Annotated in this window: 15 protein-coding genes and 1 pseudogene; 9 read left to right on the forward strand and 7 right to left on the reverse strand. The window is 38.3% G+C overall.

What is annotated here, in order from left to right; translation table 11 throughout:
* The first annotated feature begins 2 nt into the window (after positions 1-2).
* The 5 genes and pseudogenes from M901_RS15590 to M901_RS17660 all read left to right on the forward strand — a co-directional run.
* Positions 3-1,040 carry a uroporphyrinogen decarboxylase family protein gene (locus M901_RS15590; RefSeq protein WP_021279176.1) on the forward strand — a complete coding sequence of 346 codons (1,038 nt, stop codon included), beginning with the start codon at positions 3-5 and terminating at the stop codon, positions 1,038-1,040.
* A 17-nt stretch (positions 1,041-1,057) separates the two neighbouring features.
* Positions 1,058-2,305, forward strand: a complete 1,248-nt coding sequence (locus tag M901_RS15595; protein WP_021279184.1) for a radical SAM protein — start codon at positions 1,058-1,060, stop codon at positions 2,303-2,305.
* A 32-nt stretch (positions 2,306-2,337) separates the two neighbouring features.
* Positions 2,338-2,634 (forward strand): hypothetical protein, encoded by a 297-nt coding sequence (locus M901_RS15600; RefSeq protein ID WP_021279168.1) that lies wholly within the window; start codon positions 2,338-2,340, stop codon positions 2,632-2,634.
* Entirely contained in the window at positions 2,634-4,016 is a 1,383-nt protein-coding gene (locus M901_RS15605) for a DUF3373 family protein (protein WP_021279179.1), read from the forward strand. Before M901_RS15600 ends, M901_RS15605 begins: the two co-directional genes overlap by 1 nt.
* A 97-nt stretch (positions 4,017-4,113) precedes the next feature.
* Positions 4,114-4,323 (forward strand): annotated as a pseudogene (locus M901_RS17660) (M28 family peptidase); the annotation flags it as partial.
* A gap of 67 nt (positions 4,324-4,390) precedes the next feature.
* Here M901_RS17660 and M901_RS15610 read toward each other — a convergent pair.
* The 4 genes from M901_RS15610 to M901_RS15625 all read right to left on the reverse strand — a co-directional run bounded on the left by M901_RS15610 (position 4,391) and on the right by M901_RS15625 (position 8,173).
* Complete coding sequence (locus M901_RS15610; RefSeq protein ID WP_021279181.1) at positions 4,391-4,747, reverse strand: hypothetical protein; 357 nt, start codon at positions 4,745-4,747, stop codon at positions 4,391-4,393.
* A gap of 122 nt (positions 4,748-4,869) precedes the next feature.
* The gene (locus tag M901_RS15615; protein WP_021279190.1) at positions 4,870-5,637 is read right to left on the reverse strand and encodes an exodeoxyribonuclease III; all 768 of its coding nucleotides are present in this window, start codon (positions 5,635-5,637) and stop codon (positions 4,870-4,872) included.
* A 27-nt stretch (positions 5,638-5,664) separates the two neighbouring features.
* Entirely contained in the window at positions 5,665-7,188 is a 1,524-nt protein-coding gene (locus tag M901_RS15620) for a S8/S53 family peptidase (RefSeq protein WP_034722665.1), read from the reverse strand.
* Positions 7,181-8,173 carry a serine protease gene (locus M901_RS15625; RefSeq protein ID WP_081653493.1) on the reverse strand — a complete coding sequence of 331 codons (993 nt, stop codon included), beginning with the start codon at positions 8,171-8,173 and terminating at the stop codon, positions 7,181-7,183. The genes M901_RS15620 and M901_RS15625 overlap by 8 nt, the downstream gene beginning before the upstream one ends.
* Before the next feature lie 202 nt (positions 8,174-8,375).
* Here M901_RS15625 and M901_RS15630 point away from each other — a divergent pair, with 202 nt between their 5' ends.
* On the forward strand, positions 8,376-8,906 hold the full coding sequence (locus tag M901_RS15630) for a lipocalin family protein (protein ID WP_021279187.1): 531 nt from the start codon (positions 8,376-8,378) through the stop codon (positions 8,904-8,906).
* Here M901_RS15630 and M901_RS15635 read toward each other — a convergent pair.
* A complete protein-coding gene (locus M901_RS15635) occupies positions 8,895-9,572 on the reverse strand; it encodes an endonuclease/exonuclease/phosphatase family protein (protein WP_021279171.1) in 678 nt (225 codons plus the stop codon). The genes M901_RS15630 and M901_RS15635 overlap by 12 nt on opposite strands.
* A 116-nt stretch (positions 9,573-9,688) precedes the next feature.
* On the opposite strand from M901_RS15635, the gene M901_RS15640 reads away from it, so the two are divergent.
* Together M901_RS15640 and M901_RS15645 are read left to right on the forward strand one after the other, a co-directional pair.
* Positions 9,689-10,153 (forward strand): hypothetical protein, encoded by a 465-nt coding sequence (locus tag M901_RS15640; RefSeq protein WP_021279188.1) that lies wholly within the window; start codon positions 9,689-9,691, stop codon positions 10,151-10,153.
* A gap of 379 nt (positions 10,154-10,532) precedes the next feature.
* Positions 10,533-10,973, forward strand: coding sequence for a hypothetical protein (locus M901_RS15645; RefSeq protein ID WP_021279160.1), 441 nt, complete (start codon positions 10,533-10,535; stop codon positions 10,971-10,973).
* A gap of 2 nt (positions 10,974-10,975) precedes the next feature.
* On the opposite strand, the gene M901_RS15650 is transcribed toward M901_RS15645, so the two are convergent.
* Together M901_RS15650 and M901_RS15655 are read right to left on the reverse strand one after the other, a co-directional pair.
* Positions 10,976-11,785, reverse strand: coding sequence for a hypothetical protein (locus M901_RS15650; RefSeq protein ID WP_021279158.1), 810 nt, complete (start codon positions 11,783-11,785; stop codon positions 10,976-10,978).
* A gap of 2 nt (positions 11,786-11,787) precedes the next feature.
* On the reverse strand, positions 11,788-12,552 hold the full coding sequence (locus M901_RS15655) for an enoyl-ACP reductase (protein WP_021279167.1): 765 nt from the start codon (positions 12,550-12,552) through the stop codon (positions 11,788-11,790).
* Positions 12,553-12,668: 116 nt separating this feature from the next.
* Here M901_RS15655 and M901_RS18255 point away from each other — a divergent pair, with 116 nt between their 5' ends.
* Complete coding sequence (locus M901_RS18255; RefSeq protein WP_021279191.1) at positions 12,669-12,797, forward strand: hypothetical protein; 129 nt, start codon at positions 12,669-12,671, stop codon at positions 12,795-12,797.
* Positions 12,798-12,874 lie beyond the last annotated feature (77 nt).

The following is a 12,874-nucleotide window of genomic DNA, read 5'->3' on the forward strand; positions in this document are numbered from 1 at the left end:
GAATGGGTTTATTTAACGATAGAACACAAAGAGATGGAAAAACATTTGTCCCAGTATGGTTTATGAGACAAGCTGGTCGCTACCACGATCATTATCAAAACCTAAAGAAGTCACATGACTTCATGACATTATGTAAAGATCCAAAACTAGCATGCGAAGTCACAATGGGTCCTATTGATGACTTTAAATTTGATGCAGCTATTCTTTTTTCTGACCTCCTCTTCCCTCTAGAGCACCTAGGTATGGGTCTTGTTTATAACCCAGGGCCAAAGCTAGGAAAGAAACTCGAAACAGTTGAAGACGTAAAAAAACTACAACCTCTCGATACAGCGGAGAAGTTCTACGGTTTTCAAGGAGAGGCCTGTACGCTTCTTAAAGAAACTCTACCTCAAAATAAAACGCTACTAGGTTTTGTTGGTGCTCCATTCACTCTTTACTCATATGCAGTTGAAGGTTCACACGCAGGAGCACTTTATAGCTCAAAACTAGGTCTCTACGACGGTAGATGGCAGGCCTTTACGGAAATGCTCATCCCTCACCTTCTTGGTGAAATGAGAGTGCAGGCGCTTGGTGGAGCTGACGCAATGTGCCTCTTTGATACTGCCGCTGGAGAACTATGCTTAGACGACTATAAGAATATTGTTCTTCCAGTTCTTAAGAAAGTCACAGCAGAGTTTAAGAAAGAATTCCCTAATAAGAAAGTTATCTACTACTCGAAGATGACACATATGAATTACCTTCAATCAATTGAGGATGATAATATTGATGTTCTTGGTGTAGACTGGAGACACGATCTAGGAAATGTTCTCAACACTCTTGGAAATGACTACTATATTCAAGGAAATATTGAACCTGCTTACCTTGGTCTTCCATGGGAAACTCTTGAACAGAAATGGATGAACCTCTACCAGGGACTACAAGACGCCAATGCTCCAATGGACAAATGGATCTGTGGTCTGGGACATGGTTGTCTCCAGTGGATTCCACAAGATAATGTTAAAAAGTCAGTCGAGCTTATCCAGAATAACTTTTCATACTAATTGAGAAACTCAAGAGGATGAATAAGGAAAAGTTCTTTCAACTAGTGGAGAAATACCACGCCCCAGCGGGTAGATATAATTACTACCCGCGAATCTCTCAATGGGAAGATAATCTTACCTATGAGCAGTGGTATGCCCAAGTACACGAAGATGAAGACTCCCTTGATCTCTATTTCCACATCCCCTTCTGCGATAAGTTCTGTCACTTCTGTGGTTGTAATATCAAAGTTAACCAACCAGAGCAGATTAAGCAGAAGTATCTTGAAAAAATGGTCAAAGAGTGGAAGAGCTACGATCTCTCGGCCAGTAAAATCAAGAATATCTTCTTTGGAGGTGGTACTCCAAATAGTCTCTCACTTGAGCACTACAAGTGGCTCTTTGAAGAGATTGGGATAGATAAGGATCAATGCGATATTTCAATTGAGGCAGATCCAAGAAAACTTGATTTTAAACTAATCCAACTTCTTAGAGATTACGGCTTAAGTTCCATCTCATTTGGAGTACAAGATTTTGATCAGGATGTACTCGATATCATCGGTCGTCCTACAGACCTTGATAAGCTCAGAAGTAATCTCATCCAATTAAAAGAATATAAAATAGAGCACACCAGTATTGATCTTCTCTATGGTCTCCCGCTACAAAATAAAGAGTCCTTGAGTTTTTTAAGAGAGATTTTAAAAGAAAAACTCATTAATAGTGCATCACTCTATCCTTTTGCAAATGTCCCATGGTTTCAAGACTTCTACCCTCTTTGGACTGAACATAAACCAGACTTCAAAGAAAAGTATGGCCACTACTTTGAAATTATCACACTTCTTGAAGAGTTTGATATTCTCCCAATCAGTTTCGGACATTTTGCTCATAAAAGCTCGCGTCACTATAGAAGTTTTCTGGCCGGAAGTCTTAGAAGAAATATTATGGGTCACACTCTTGAGAAATCACCTATCCTTGTTGGACTTGGTGTCTCAGCGATAAGCTCTACTGCGAAGGCCCTTAAACAAAACTCTAAGATTTTTGAAAACTATATGTTCCAAGATATTTCTTTCGATCGCTCTCACTTAAGAAGTTCAAGAGAATCAAAGATGGAAAAGATTTTCGAAGAGTTAAGCACGAGAAACACAACCATCAAAACAGGTGGAGATCTTGAAGAACTTATCCACGATGGCCTAATATGCTCAGATGCTCAAAAAGGACATATTCAAATCACCCCACTTGGCAGACACTTCGTCCAACATATCGCACGTTTTCTCGAAAAAAGTCTTTGATATTCAATATTTTCTTTGCCATCATTTTGTTTATGAACAAAGATAATTTACTCAAAAAAATCATTCTCACGGTGATGATTACCGGAGTTGTCCAGGCCGGTGACTACCGTTATTTCGCACAAGTTATTGGTCAACAATGCCAAAGATCTAAACAACTTCTTCTCAAAAAGACCTATCTAGGCTTTCTAAGAAACTCGCAAAGTTGTGAGGGAAGCTTTGCCAAACAACTTCTTAACTCTTGCAAAGCACTAACATGTGACTCGCTCATTAGTGCTTTTGATGAATCTAAATCTAAAGAATCAGGTACCGTAATTGGAGGATCACTCTAATGAAAAAATATATCATCCTAACCCTTATCCCATTTATGGCCCAGGCCAATATAGAAAAGAGACTATTGGAACTTGACGATAGACTCACTGATATTGAAATATCTAATTCAACGAAGAAAGTTAATGTTGGAATGGAAATGCATATGTTTGCAGGTCATATTTCCAACGACAATGCCAATAATACTGGTGTTAAATATAGCGAACAAAACTTTAAGAATAATCTTCGTTTGAAGTTTTCAGGGCGTCTCAACCAGGACTTCCAGGCCTATGCTTCACTTCAGGCCAGCTACTTCTTTAACTCACAAGTACAAACAAGACAAAGTGAAACAGATGATATGACAGAGCCGACAAAGGGCTCAAAACCCTATGTCAGAACAGCTTACTTTGATTGGAAACTGAATAAGTACACAGTCTTCTCTGCTGGTAGACTACCTACCACATCAGGGCCACCTGATCATATCAAACACGGAAGGGCACGTTTAGGGACTTATCCACTTGCCTCTTTTAACTTACCTCTAGATGGACTCTCTCTTACGTTTAAGACGCCGAGATTTATCCCTCATTCTGAGCTTTCATTTAGAACGATCTATATCCATGGTGGACTTTCTGACAGTCAACAGCCTCACAAGGGAACACCATTTAATTCAACAACACCAACAAAACTTGCAAGAGGACATGATGGTTTCACTCAAATGGTTGAATTAGAAAATAGAACACCGAATAAGTCCTTCTATGACTCACTCCTATTTATTGGACAATTCTCTTACTTAAAGATGTCATCATTTAAAGACTTCACTAGAAATGACCAGCTCTTGGCCCAGACGCTAGGAACAGTTGATAATAATATCTATCGTTTCACGACTGATGATAATCGACTGGCCAACCTACAACTTGCAACAGCTTATTTAGAAGTACAAAAGCTTCTTGGGACAAACTTCGACATCTTTTTAAGTTATATGAGATCTTGGAATAAGCCTGTTGCCAATATCAAGGCCACTGTAATCAGCAGTGCTCACGCAGGCTCACCTGTGGGAACCGAGATTGATGCAGGAAAGTTTATCAGCAATGGTGACACTCAAGGAACAAGAACTCTCTTTGGACTGCGCTACAACTTTAAGAGTTCATTCATTGGAGCTGACTACTGGAAAACATCTTCCTTCCCTGCTCCAAATGATCTCTATTCAGATGACTTTATTCCACTAGGACTTATAGCAGGAGAAGTTTATCACCTCTACTATACACATATGTTCTACAATAACGATCTTTCAATCAGAGTTGGTTACCAGAAAATTAACGATGAAAAAGTCTTCGGGACATTTAGCTACTCTGACAGTAATCAAAAGATCAGAACAATCTACACGGCCTTATTCGTGACCTATTAAATCAACTATTAAACAAAAAGCTTTCAATCCCCCTCTTAGAGGGGGAATTATTCTCAGAATGTTAGATAATATCAGAATCTAACAATTTTCTTCTCACCTTTCTTGGGGAAGAGATAAATGTGGATACGCTTGTTCAGATCATGCATCTTGGACATCTCAAGGTTATCCGGCATCAACTCCATTTGAAACTAAGAAAAGTGATATGAACAGACATATTCATACTTCAAGAGATACACTTGATAATATGGGGGGAACAGCAGACCATGCTTTGAAATTTGCGAAGCTTGCTCTGGCCTATGTTATCGAGCTTGACCGCTAAAAAAAAGACCACTTCGGTGGTCTTTTTTTTTGCTTATTTTCTTAATTATCTCAAATTAGTTACAAAGATATGAAGGCGCTGTAATTTTGAAAAGTGAGAAACCTTCACCGTGATATCTTTCTTCGTCAAATTCAACAGTGATGATTTTTGCTGGAGAATGACCGTAATCTTCAACAACTTTTACCGTCGCTGTATACTCTAATTCCATTCCCTGATCAATTCTGATGACTTCGATATTTGTCACTGTGACGACTGTCTCTGCATCTTCAAAAGCAGCTGAACACTCTTTCTTAAGTGTCTTTGTTAAGTAAGACTTAACAGAGGCATCTGCGTTTTGAGTGTTGTAATTGAAGTTAACATTACCAGCAAATGCGAATGCTGAAATAAGTGAAACTAAGATTAGTTTTTTCATGATTTTCTCCCCTAAGATTGATTGAGGGGAATCTAGCGCAAAGAGAATCTCAAAGCAATCAATCTTTGCGCTCCTAACAAAACTCTAATAAATCCCAATGGGTTTTCAATATATTAGAGAAATTAGAAAGACATAGAAATTGGACAATGATCACTCCCCAAGATTTCGGGATGATGAGTACACTCACTTACCTTTCCTACAAACTTTGCTGTGCACCAAAAATAATCAATTCTCCAGCCAATATTTCTAGCGCGACAGTCACCACGATATGTCCACCAAGTGTAGTGACCATTTTCACCAGGGTTAAAGTGGCGAAAAAGATCAACAAAGCCTTGCTCTTGAAACTCATCCATCCACTCTCTTTCAATAGGAAGAAAGCCCGTTGATTTCTTATTTGTTTTAGGATTGGCCAAGTCAATTTCATGATGGGCCGTATTGTAATCACCGGTAATGATAACTTCCTTACCAGTTTTCTCTTTCAATTCTAGTGCCTGACGGGCCACCTCTCGACTAAATTCCAACTTATAAGGAACACGACTATGATCTCTCTTTCCATTAGGAAAGTAGCAATTAAAGAGAATAAAATTATCAAACTCAGATATAAGAGTTCGCCCCTCACAATCAAACTCTTCGATTCCAAGCCCAACTGTATGTTTCACATTCACCCCTTTTCTGACCCAAGTCGCAACACCAGAATAGCCTTTCTTCTGTGCAGGGGCATAAATGGCCTCGTGATTTTCCGGATGAACAAGTTGATCAGAGAGTTGCTCTGGAAGGGCCTTTGTCTCTTGTAGACAAATAATATCTGGATTCTGCTCCAGGTACCAGTCGTAGAATCCCTTCTTTTCACAGGCCCTTAGACCTGCCACATTCCATGAGGCTATTTGCATTGATATCTCCAATTAATCTTTTAAATCTTATCTGTAGAGAACATCATAGATATATTCTACAACATCCTCTCTGGCGTATTTTAAACTATGATTTAAGTAATCGACTACCGTTGGATCGAGATTTTCTCCATATCTCACTAAAAAACTGCTCAGCCAATAAGGACTTAGCTTTGAGTCGTGAACCAGCATACTCGCTAAACTCAATTGATATTTTTTATCGAAGTAATGCTGATAGCGAAAATAGCTATCAAAGAAACGCTCCTCTTTTAGAACCGCTATCGCACTATCTTGAAGCTCCTTGCGAAGCGTGTTATCTAATTGAAAACCTCTTGCCATATGGTGGGCAAATTCAGCATTCTTTTCAAAACCATAATGTGTGTAGAACTGTGCTAGCTTCTGCCAATCCTCTGCTCTATTTTCTAAGAGTGTTTTCTTTCTAAGGAGCATAAGGTGAGCTTTTCTTTCTTCACAACCGGCACTTTCATCATAGATTGAATCGGTATTAATTTGTGAAGAAGAAAATATATAGTTCTCATCATTATTGAGTTCTAGTTCAACACACTCTTGCTTGTCTTGGGTGACTAGCTTGTTTTGGCATTTTGTCGCAACCTTAAATGCAACTCGAAAGGCCTTGTAGCCATTAAATAGCCCAGGCGCATTCTTATCTTCATTGACTTGTTCAAAACTAGGAAGAGCTGTCTTCTTTAAGAGTGAAGTATATTGATCAATTCTTATCTCAGGAAGAATTGAAATAATATTAATCGCATTTGCCGCAACTAAAGGAGTAGCGCCAGAAGTTCCTCCAAAATGATTATGTCTTCCTTTTCCATCTATACTTGCCTGCATATCATCGGCCGGAGAAAGAATCACAACATTATCAGATATTTGGGAAAAGGCTGACTGTAAACCACTTGGCGCATAACTTCCAACCAGTATCGCCCCCGAATTATCCTCAACCTCTGAAATTGAAGTTGGATAATCATTTCCTGCCGCTAAGAACCACATGACATTATTATCTCGTGCCTTAAAAGACTGTTCTTGAATCTCTAGACTATTTGACCAACCATAGGAATTGGAAATAACACGAGGATAAATTCCACTCTCTTGGTACTTCTCAAATTCTTCAACATAGACTCGAGAAAAATAGACATTTCTCAAGGCCATATAATCGGCCTTATCAGTTGAACCATAGTGACTTGGGCCATTAATAATATTGGCCACATTAGTCCCATGATGCCCCACCATCACACGACGAGTCGCATTCTTCTTATCGACTCGAATATCATCTGAAACATTTATAAATTCTCTTTCAAAACCTGAATCATAGAGGGCCACCTTAACATCACTGGCCCAAGGAATTTTTGTCATTTCACTCTTAACAAGATCAGATCCAGAATACTCCTGACTCCAAAAAACAGAGAGCTTCTTCTTTCCAAGTACCAATGGCGCTTGTCCCGAGTCGGCGACAAGTTGGCACGAATTTGCCTGTGAATTGAGTAGTGGAATACATAATAGTGCCGAAACCAATAAGAATTTAGAATATCTATTCACAACCACTCTCCTGACGTTGAACTTGTGACTGTTCAATGACTTTATTTTGTAATTCTTCAATTAAAGAAATATTAAAGGCTTTTGATGCTCCACAATCACGAGGGTTTTGACAGGCCTCAGAGAATCGATAACAAGCATTTTCCTTGTCTAAGACAAGAGACCCCTTGAGTCCATGAGTATGAATGCCAACGACCATTTTTGTGGCCTCATCAATAATTGGCCCACCAGAGCTTCCAAAGAATGTATCAACTTGATTGAGAAGCCATCTCTTATCATTGGATAATTCAAAGAATTGGCCATCTGTGGATGCTCTCAAGGTTAGACCCAATGGAAAACCTATCGTCGAGATAGCATTTCCATACTTTAAATCTTGAATATTTAAAAGTTTCAAAGGTTCTCGATCGCTCACTTCTCTATTGAGCTTAATGAGAGCGTAGTCACCGTCATCATCCAACTTGTAATCGACAATGCTCTGACACTTATAGGCCTTCTCTCTTTCTATGCGAGCAATAACAGAAGATTCACCTTGAAATGCCGAATCATTCAAGTCAAAAATATATTCACTATTTTCACAGACTTCCTCTTTAGTACTTCCCAATTGTGGATCAACAAGACAATGTCCTGCGGTTAGAAGAAGGTCTTTACCCACGAGAAATGAAGTACAGCGAATTCCGGCCCTTTGAGAATTTAAGCTATCATCACACATGCGATAAGCACTCGCTAAAGTTTCTCCACGAAAAAGAAGATGATCTCTTTGATGGTCAACATCCATCACTCGATGCGAAGACACAACCGCCGCAACCGACTTTGCCAATTCTGTTAGGTCACGATTTTCGAGTTCCTCAACTTTTGAGATATTATTATCCCCATAGATAATGGCCTGAGGAGCTAAGCAAGAGGCCGCAGAGCTCACCTTATTTACAGGTCGATCCATCTCGCAACTTGCCAATGTCAGTATAAAAAAAGCACTTAGAAAAATACGCATGAGACTAATCTAACAAAGCTTCAGTCAAGTTTGTTTTCCTTTGTAATTACACCACAGAGTGTCAAAAAACTGGACAGCGAATTGCCATATAAATTCGGACACTTAGGATCATTTCAGAGCATTTTTCTAGGTGTCTAAGTTTTGTCCAAAGCAAAACCATATTTTTTAGGCCATAACCTCAATATAAAAACTTGGAGGTTTTATGAAATCATTATTAGTTTTATTACTTATGACATTTTCAACTCTCTCATTTGCTGGAAAGCACGAACAACTACCTACTGTCTCTCAAGTAGAAGTCGAAAGATATGTAGGTAAATGGTACGCCCATGCGGCCCTCCCACAATTCTTTACAAGAACATGTGTGGCCCAAACAGCAGAATATGAAATAATCGCCCCTGAAAAAATCAGCGTATACAATGTTTGCATCAAGAAGAATGGTAAAACAAAAGACATCGAAGGACAGGCAGTTGTCACTAACTCCCTAACAAATGCCGAACTAGAAGTAACTTTTAACCAATTCTGGACAAGACTATTCAAAGTTAAAGGTGACTACAATATTCTTGCTCTTGATAAAGACTATGATTACGTTATGGTTGGATCAAATAATAGAAAGTCACTGTGGATTATGTCACGTAGTGAGGAGAAGATCCCTACAGAGATCTACAACAGCTACATCGAGTTGGCGAATAAGCTTGGATTTAAAACTAGCAAACTCGTTATCTCAAAATTCTAATTCACAAACTATAGGGAAATGATCAGAGCTCAATTCTTCTACCACTTGGTATGACTTGGATCTGATCTTTCCCTTTGCTATAAAGCGATCAAGTCTACGACTTCCCTCTTTCTCAAATTTATTTTCAAACGCCATCTGATTTCTATCGATATCAAAGGTAAAGCTCTTATCACTCTGACCAAAATCGATAAAGTTCTCACAAATATAACTATTTTCAAGATCATCATCACCGAAATTAAAATCACCGCAGATAACAAAATCTCTCTTTGCTAAAGAGTGAATATGCTTAAGTTGTCTAATGCGTAACTCAGTATCTTCTAACATACTTTCTAAGTGAACACAGAATAGCTGAAGCTCACAATCACAGTGTTCAACAACCACATAGGGAGCAACTCGTTTAAGATTTGAAGGTAATGTCAAAATACCTTGATCTCTTATCTCTATCCGGCTCAAGATAATACAGCGATATGACTGCTCTTGATTGAGATGAAAGAACTTATAGGACTTTTTTAGACAACTATCTTCTAACAATCTTATAAAGGCCGGGGTGACTTCTTGGAGACAAACGAACTCACAATCAAGTTTTTCAATGGCCTCAATAATTCTGGGATAACGTATGACACCTGAATCATCATCAAAGTAGATATTCCACGATAATATTTTCATAAGATTAATTCTAACCTTAAAAAAGATCTACGTGATGAGGCAAAGCTTTCACATAGCGTCGCCAGAATACGCTTTAAGGTAAAATAGAACTAATCTACAACAAAAGGATATAACCGATGAAAAAGCTCATTTTACTTTCGTCACTACTCTTAACGAGCTCAAGCTTCGCCCTTAACTTTGAAGATCTCCACGGTTGCTATAAGACAATTGATGTCAATGGAACTGCTCGCCAACATGGACCTGTTGATTGGAGAAATCAAACCTTAATTGAAGAATTAGGAAATCGAACATATAAGGATATTGAAACACGTAAGGATATTTCAACTTCTTCGTTAACAATATTCGAAGGGTTTAATGATCCTTACTATCGTTACAACCCTTTTGTAATGATGCATGGAAAAGGTGAAATGATTGAGTCAGAAAATTCATTTGAATACACAGTTGATGAAGACTTCTTGATGAGCTCTTACGGTATTTACAAGAAAGTCGATCACTATATCAATATTAAAATGACTGAAGATGAACTTGGAGTTATCCATGGAAGAGCTCAGTATATTTTTGTCGACTTGATAGTGAAATAGAAACGAATAGAAGAATAAACTTTTCTCAAAGAGAAGAAAAATATTCTAAGCTTACAATTATCGATGACTGGCTCTATCCCGACACAAGACCTGATCAGTTTGAAGAATACCCTCTTGGTATTCAATATCTCAACAACGCCCCCATTGAAATTTCAATACGAAATGGATATATCAATATCCAATTTGGAAAGTATTATACAAGAGTTGAGAATCAATTAGGAAAGATAGTTGAATCGAATCTTCTTGCTCCCAATGTCTATGATAATGGACGTTGTTCTACCATAATCGATAGAAGAACAAATAAACTCATTCCAGAAATCCAAGTTTTTCATGGAAAAGATCTCAAAAAGAAAATCATCTCTTACTAGGAATTATAACCATGAAAGAAACTCTTAGAATATTTATACTCATCCTTCTTCTTAGCTCTTGTGCAACAATGACTAAGGAAGAAATATCTGAGTCACAACTAAAGAGAGTCACATGGGACTTTGCAAGAAATGCGAAAGTAAAGCTCTACATTACAGATAAGGAGCACGACTTTCTAAAACCCCTTTATAAACAAGATGTGCTCTTGCGAGAGTCAAGCTTTGATTCCACACAAGCTATTCAACCAGATGAAATAGTCTTAAAATACGACTTGACGGACTGCCCTCAAGCCAAAGGATTTAATAAAACTCTAGTCATTCATCAAGGCGGTGAGATTTATGATATCGGATCCATTCAGTTCACCAACTTAAAAATGGCAGGATGTGGCCTGGCCATAACTCTCAAAAGTCATTACTCAGGACTGAATAGTATTTTTAGTATTGAGAAAAAATAAGATTAAGAATTTACACCCACAATATAGGCATTCCAATTCAAAGTATTCTCTTCCTCTTCACTTTGATAGAATGAACCATTACCAAAGCCCTCCTCATCAAAGTCTTCCCAATAGACATAGGACTTAGCAAAACCTGCTTCTTCAAGAAGATCTCGGATTTCAGTAATACTCCACATTCTAAAATGATAAGTGAAAGCATCAGTTATTGCTTCACCATCTTCATACTTAAAATGAATGCCGTAATTGGCCAATCGAGTAATAGGATTAAAATCCTTTCTTTCAAATTCAAAGACAAAGGGAGCTATATATTCACAATTATCGATATCTCTTTCTTGGATTTCAGGAATCTCACTTTCACTCCCTCCAAAAATATCCATAATCAGCATTCCCTTCTCATTCAAGGACTCTCTCACTTTTTGAAAGTATTCGAGAAGTGTTCGACGCTCATGGAGAAGACAATACGAGAAATTAAAAGTGGCCACAATATCAACGGGATCAGTTATGGCAATAGCATTTCCCTTAATGACTTGAGTACGCGACTGCTCGTCGCAAGACATATTGGCATGATAATTCTTTAAACCATAATCAACCGTCTCTTCATCTATATCAATAGCAATGGCCGATCTTTGTTTATCAGATTGCACCCAGCAACAGCTAAGAGCAAAGGTACCTGAGAAATCCTCTCTAAAAGAGAGTGCCCTCTTTCCAAAGATTTCTGAATAAATATCAGAGACTCTTTGAACATCGCTAACCGGATCTTGTACCGAAGCGAGATAGAGGGCATGGCGATCAAGTGTTTTCTTTCTGGTCAAAATTAAGCACCAAGAATAGAGATACCTGAGTCGACGTAAAGAACTTGTCCTGTAACACCATTTGCAAGCTGACTAGCTAGGAAACAAGCAGCTCCACCAACATCTTGCTGAGTCACATTTCTTCTTAGTGGAGATTTCTCTTCCACATCTTTTAGGAATCCCTTAAGACCAGGAACACCTGAAGCCGCAAGAGTTCTAATTGGCCCAGCAGAAATACAGTTAACTCTAATTCCTTCAGGACCAAGATCATCTGCAAGATATCTCATGCTTGACTCTAGTGATGCCTTAGCAACACCCATGACATTGTATCCCTTAAGAACCTTAACTGATCCATGATAAGAAAGAGCAATAACTGAACAATCTTTTGCCATAACGTCTTTAAGACTCTGACAAACACTGATGAGTGAGTAAGCAGAAATATCTTGGGCCATCTTAAATCCATCACGACTAGTTTCAAAGAAACGTCCTTTAAGATCTGTCTTATCAGCAAATGCAAGAGAGTGAACAATAACATCAACCTCTCCCCATTTTTCTTTAACGATTTCTTTCATAGCACTAACATGATCTTCATTTGTCACATCTAGTTCGAAAGTAAACTCTCCACCAATCTCATCGCTTAGTGGTTCAACTCTTTTTTGAAGAGCTTCATTTAAATAAGAAAATGCAAGTTTAGCCCCTTGCTCTTTCATTACCTGAGCAATTCCCCAAGCAATAGACTTATCATTTGCTAGTCCTAAAATAAGAACTCTTTTACCTTCTAATAACATATATACTCCTTAATTCTAACTATAACGTTATTCACACAGCCTCTCTTTTTTGGATCGTTCCAGGTGATAAGATTAGATGTGTAAATAATATCCCAGGAAATATTGGAGAAGACTTTGTGCCACTATTTGAATTACTTCTGGACAAGGGAATTTATCTTTCACCAAATGCCTACGAGGTAGGTTTTGCTTCACTTGCTCACAATGATGAAGTGATTAAAGACCTTGAGGAAAGACTTTGGAAATAAAGAAGTCTAACTCTATTCTCTTTATTCTTTCAGGATTAGTTGGAGTCCTTATCACCCTACTTGGGGCGTGGTGGCTC

The organism is Bacteriovorax sp. DB6_IX (genome assembly GCF_000447775.1).
Lineage (GTDB): Bacteria > Bdellovibrionota > Bacteriovoracia > Bacteriovoracales > Bacteriovoracaceae > Halobacteriovorax_A.

Excerpts from the sequence above, each read along its gene's own strand:
- M901_RS15590 (WP_021279176.1), top strand. The coding sequence starts at position 3 with ATGGGTTTATTTAACGATAGAACACAAAGAGATGGAAAAACATTTGTC.
- M901_RS15595 (WP_021279184.1), top strand. The coding sequence starts at position 1,058 with ATGAATAAGGAAAAGTTCTTTCAACTAGTGGAGAAATACCACGCCCCA.
- M901_RS15600 (WP_021279168.1), top strand. The coding sequence starts at position 2,338 with ATGAACAAAGATAATTTACTCAAAAAAATCATTCTCACGGTGATGATT.
- M901_RS15605 (WP_021279179.1), top strand. The coding sequence starts at position 2,634 with ATGAAAAAATATATCATCCTAACCCTTATCCCATTTATGGCCCAGGCC.
- M901_RS15610 (WP_021279181.1), bottom strand. The coding sequence starts at position 4,747 with ATGAAAAAACTAATCTTAGTTTCACTTATTTCAGCATTCGCATTTGCT.
- M901_RS15615 (WP_021279190.1), bottom strand. The coding sequence starts at position 5,637 with ATGCAAATAGCCTCATGGAATGTGGCAGGTCTAAGGGCCTGTGAAAAG.
- M901_RS15625 (WP_081653493.1), bottom strand. The coding sequence starts at position 8,173 with ATGCGTATTTTTCTAAGTGCTTTTTTTATACTGACATTGGCAAGTTGC.
- M901_RS15630 (WP_021279187.1), top strand. The coding sequence starts at position 8,376 with ATGAAATCATTATTAGTTTTATTACTTATGACATTTTCAACTCTCTCA.
- M901_RS15635 (WP_021279171.1), bottom strand. The coding sequence starts at position 9,572 with ATGAAAATATTATCGTGGAATATCTACTTTGATGATGATTCAGGTGTC.
- M901_RS15640 (WP_021279188.1), top strand. The coding sequence starts at position 9,689 with ATGAAAAAGCTCATTTTACTTTCGTCACTACTCTTAACGAGCTCAAGC.
- M901_RS15645 (WP_021279160.1), top strand. The coding sequence starts at position 10,533 with ATGAAAGAAACTCTTAGAATATTTATACTCATCCTTCTTCTTAGCTCT.
- M901_RS15655 (WP_021279167.1), bottom strand. The coding sequence starts at position 12,552 with ATGTTATTAGAAGGTAAAAGAGTTCTTATTTTAGGACTAGCAAATGAT.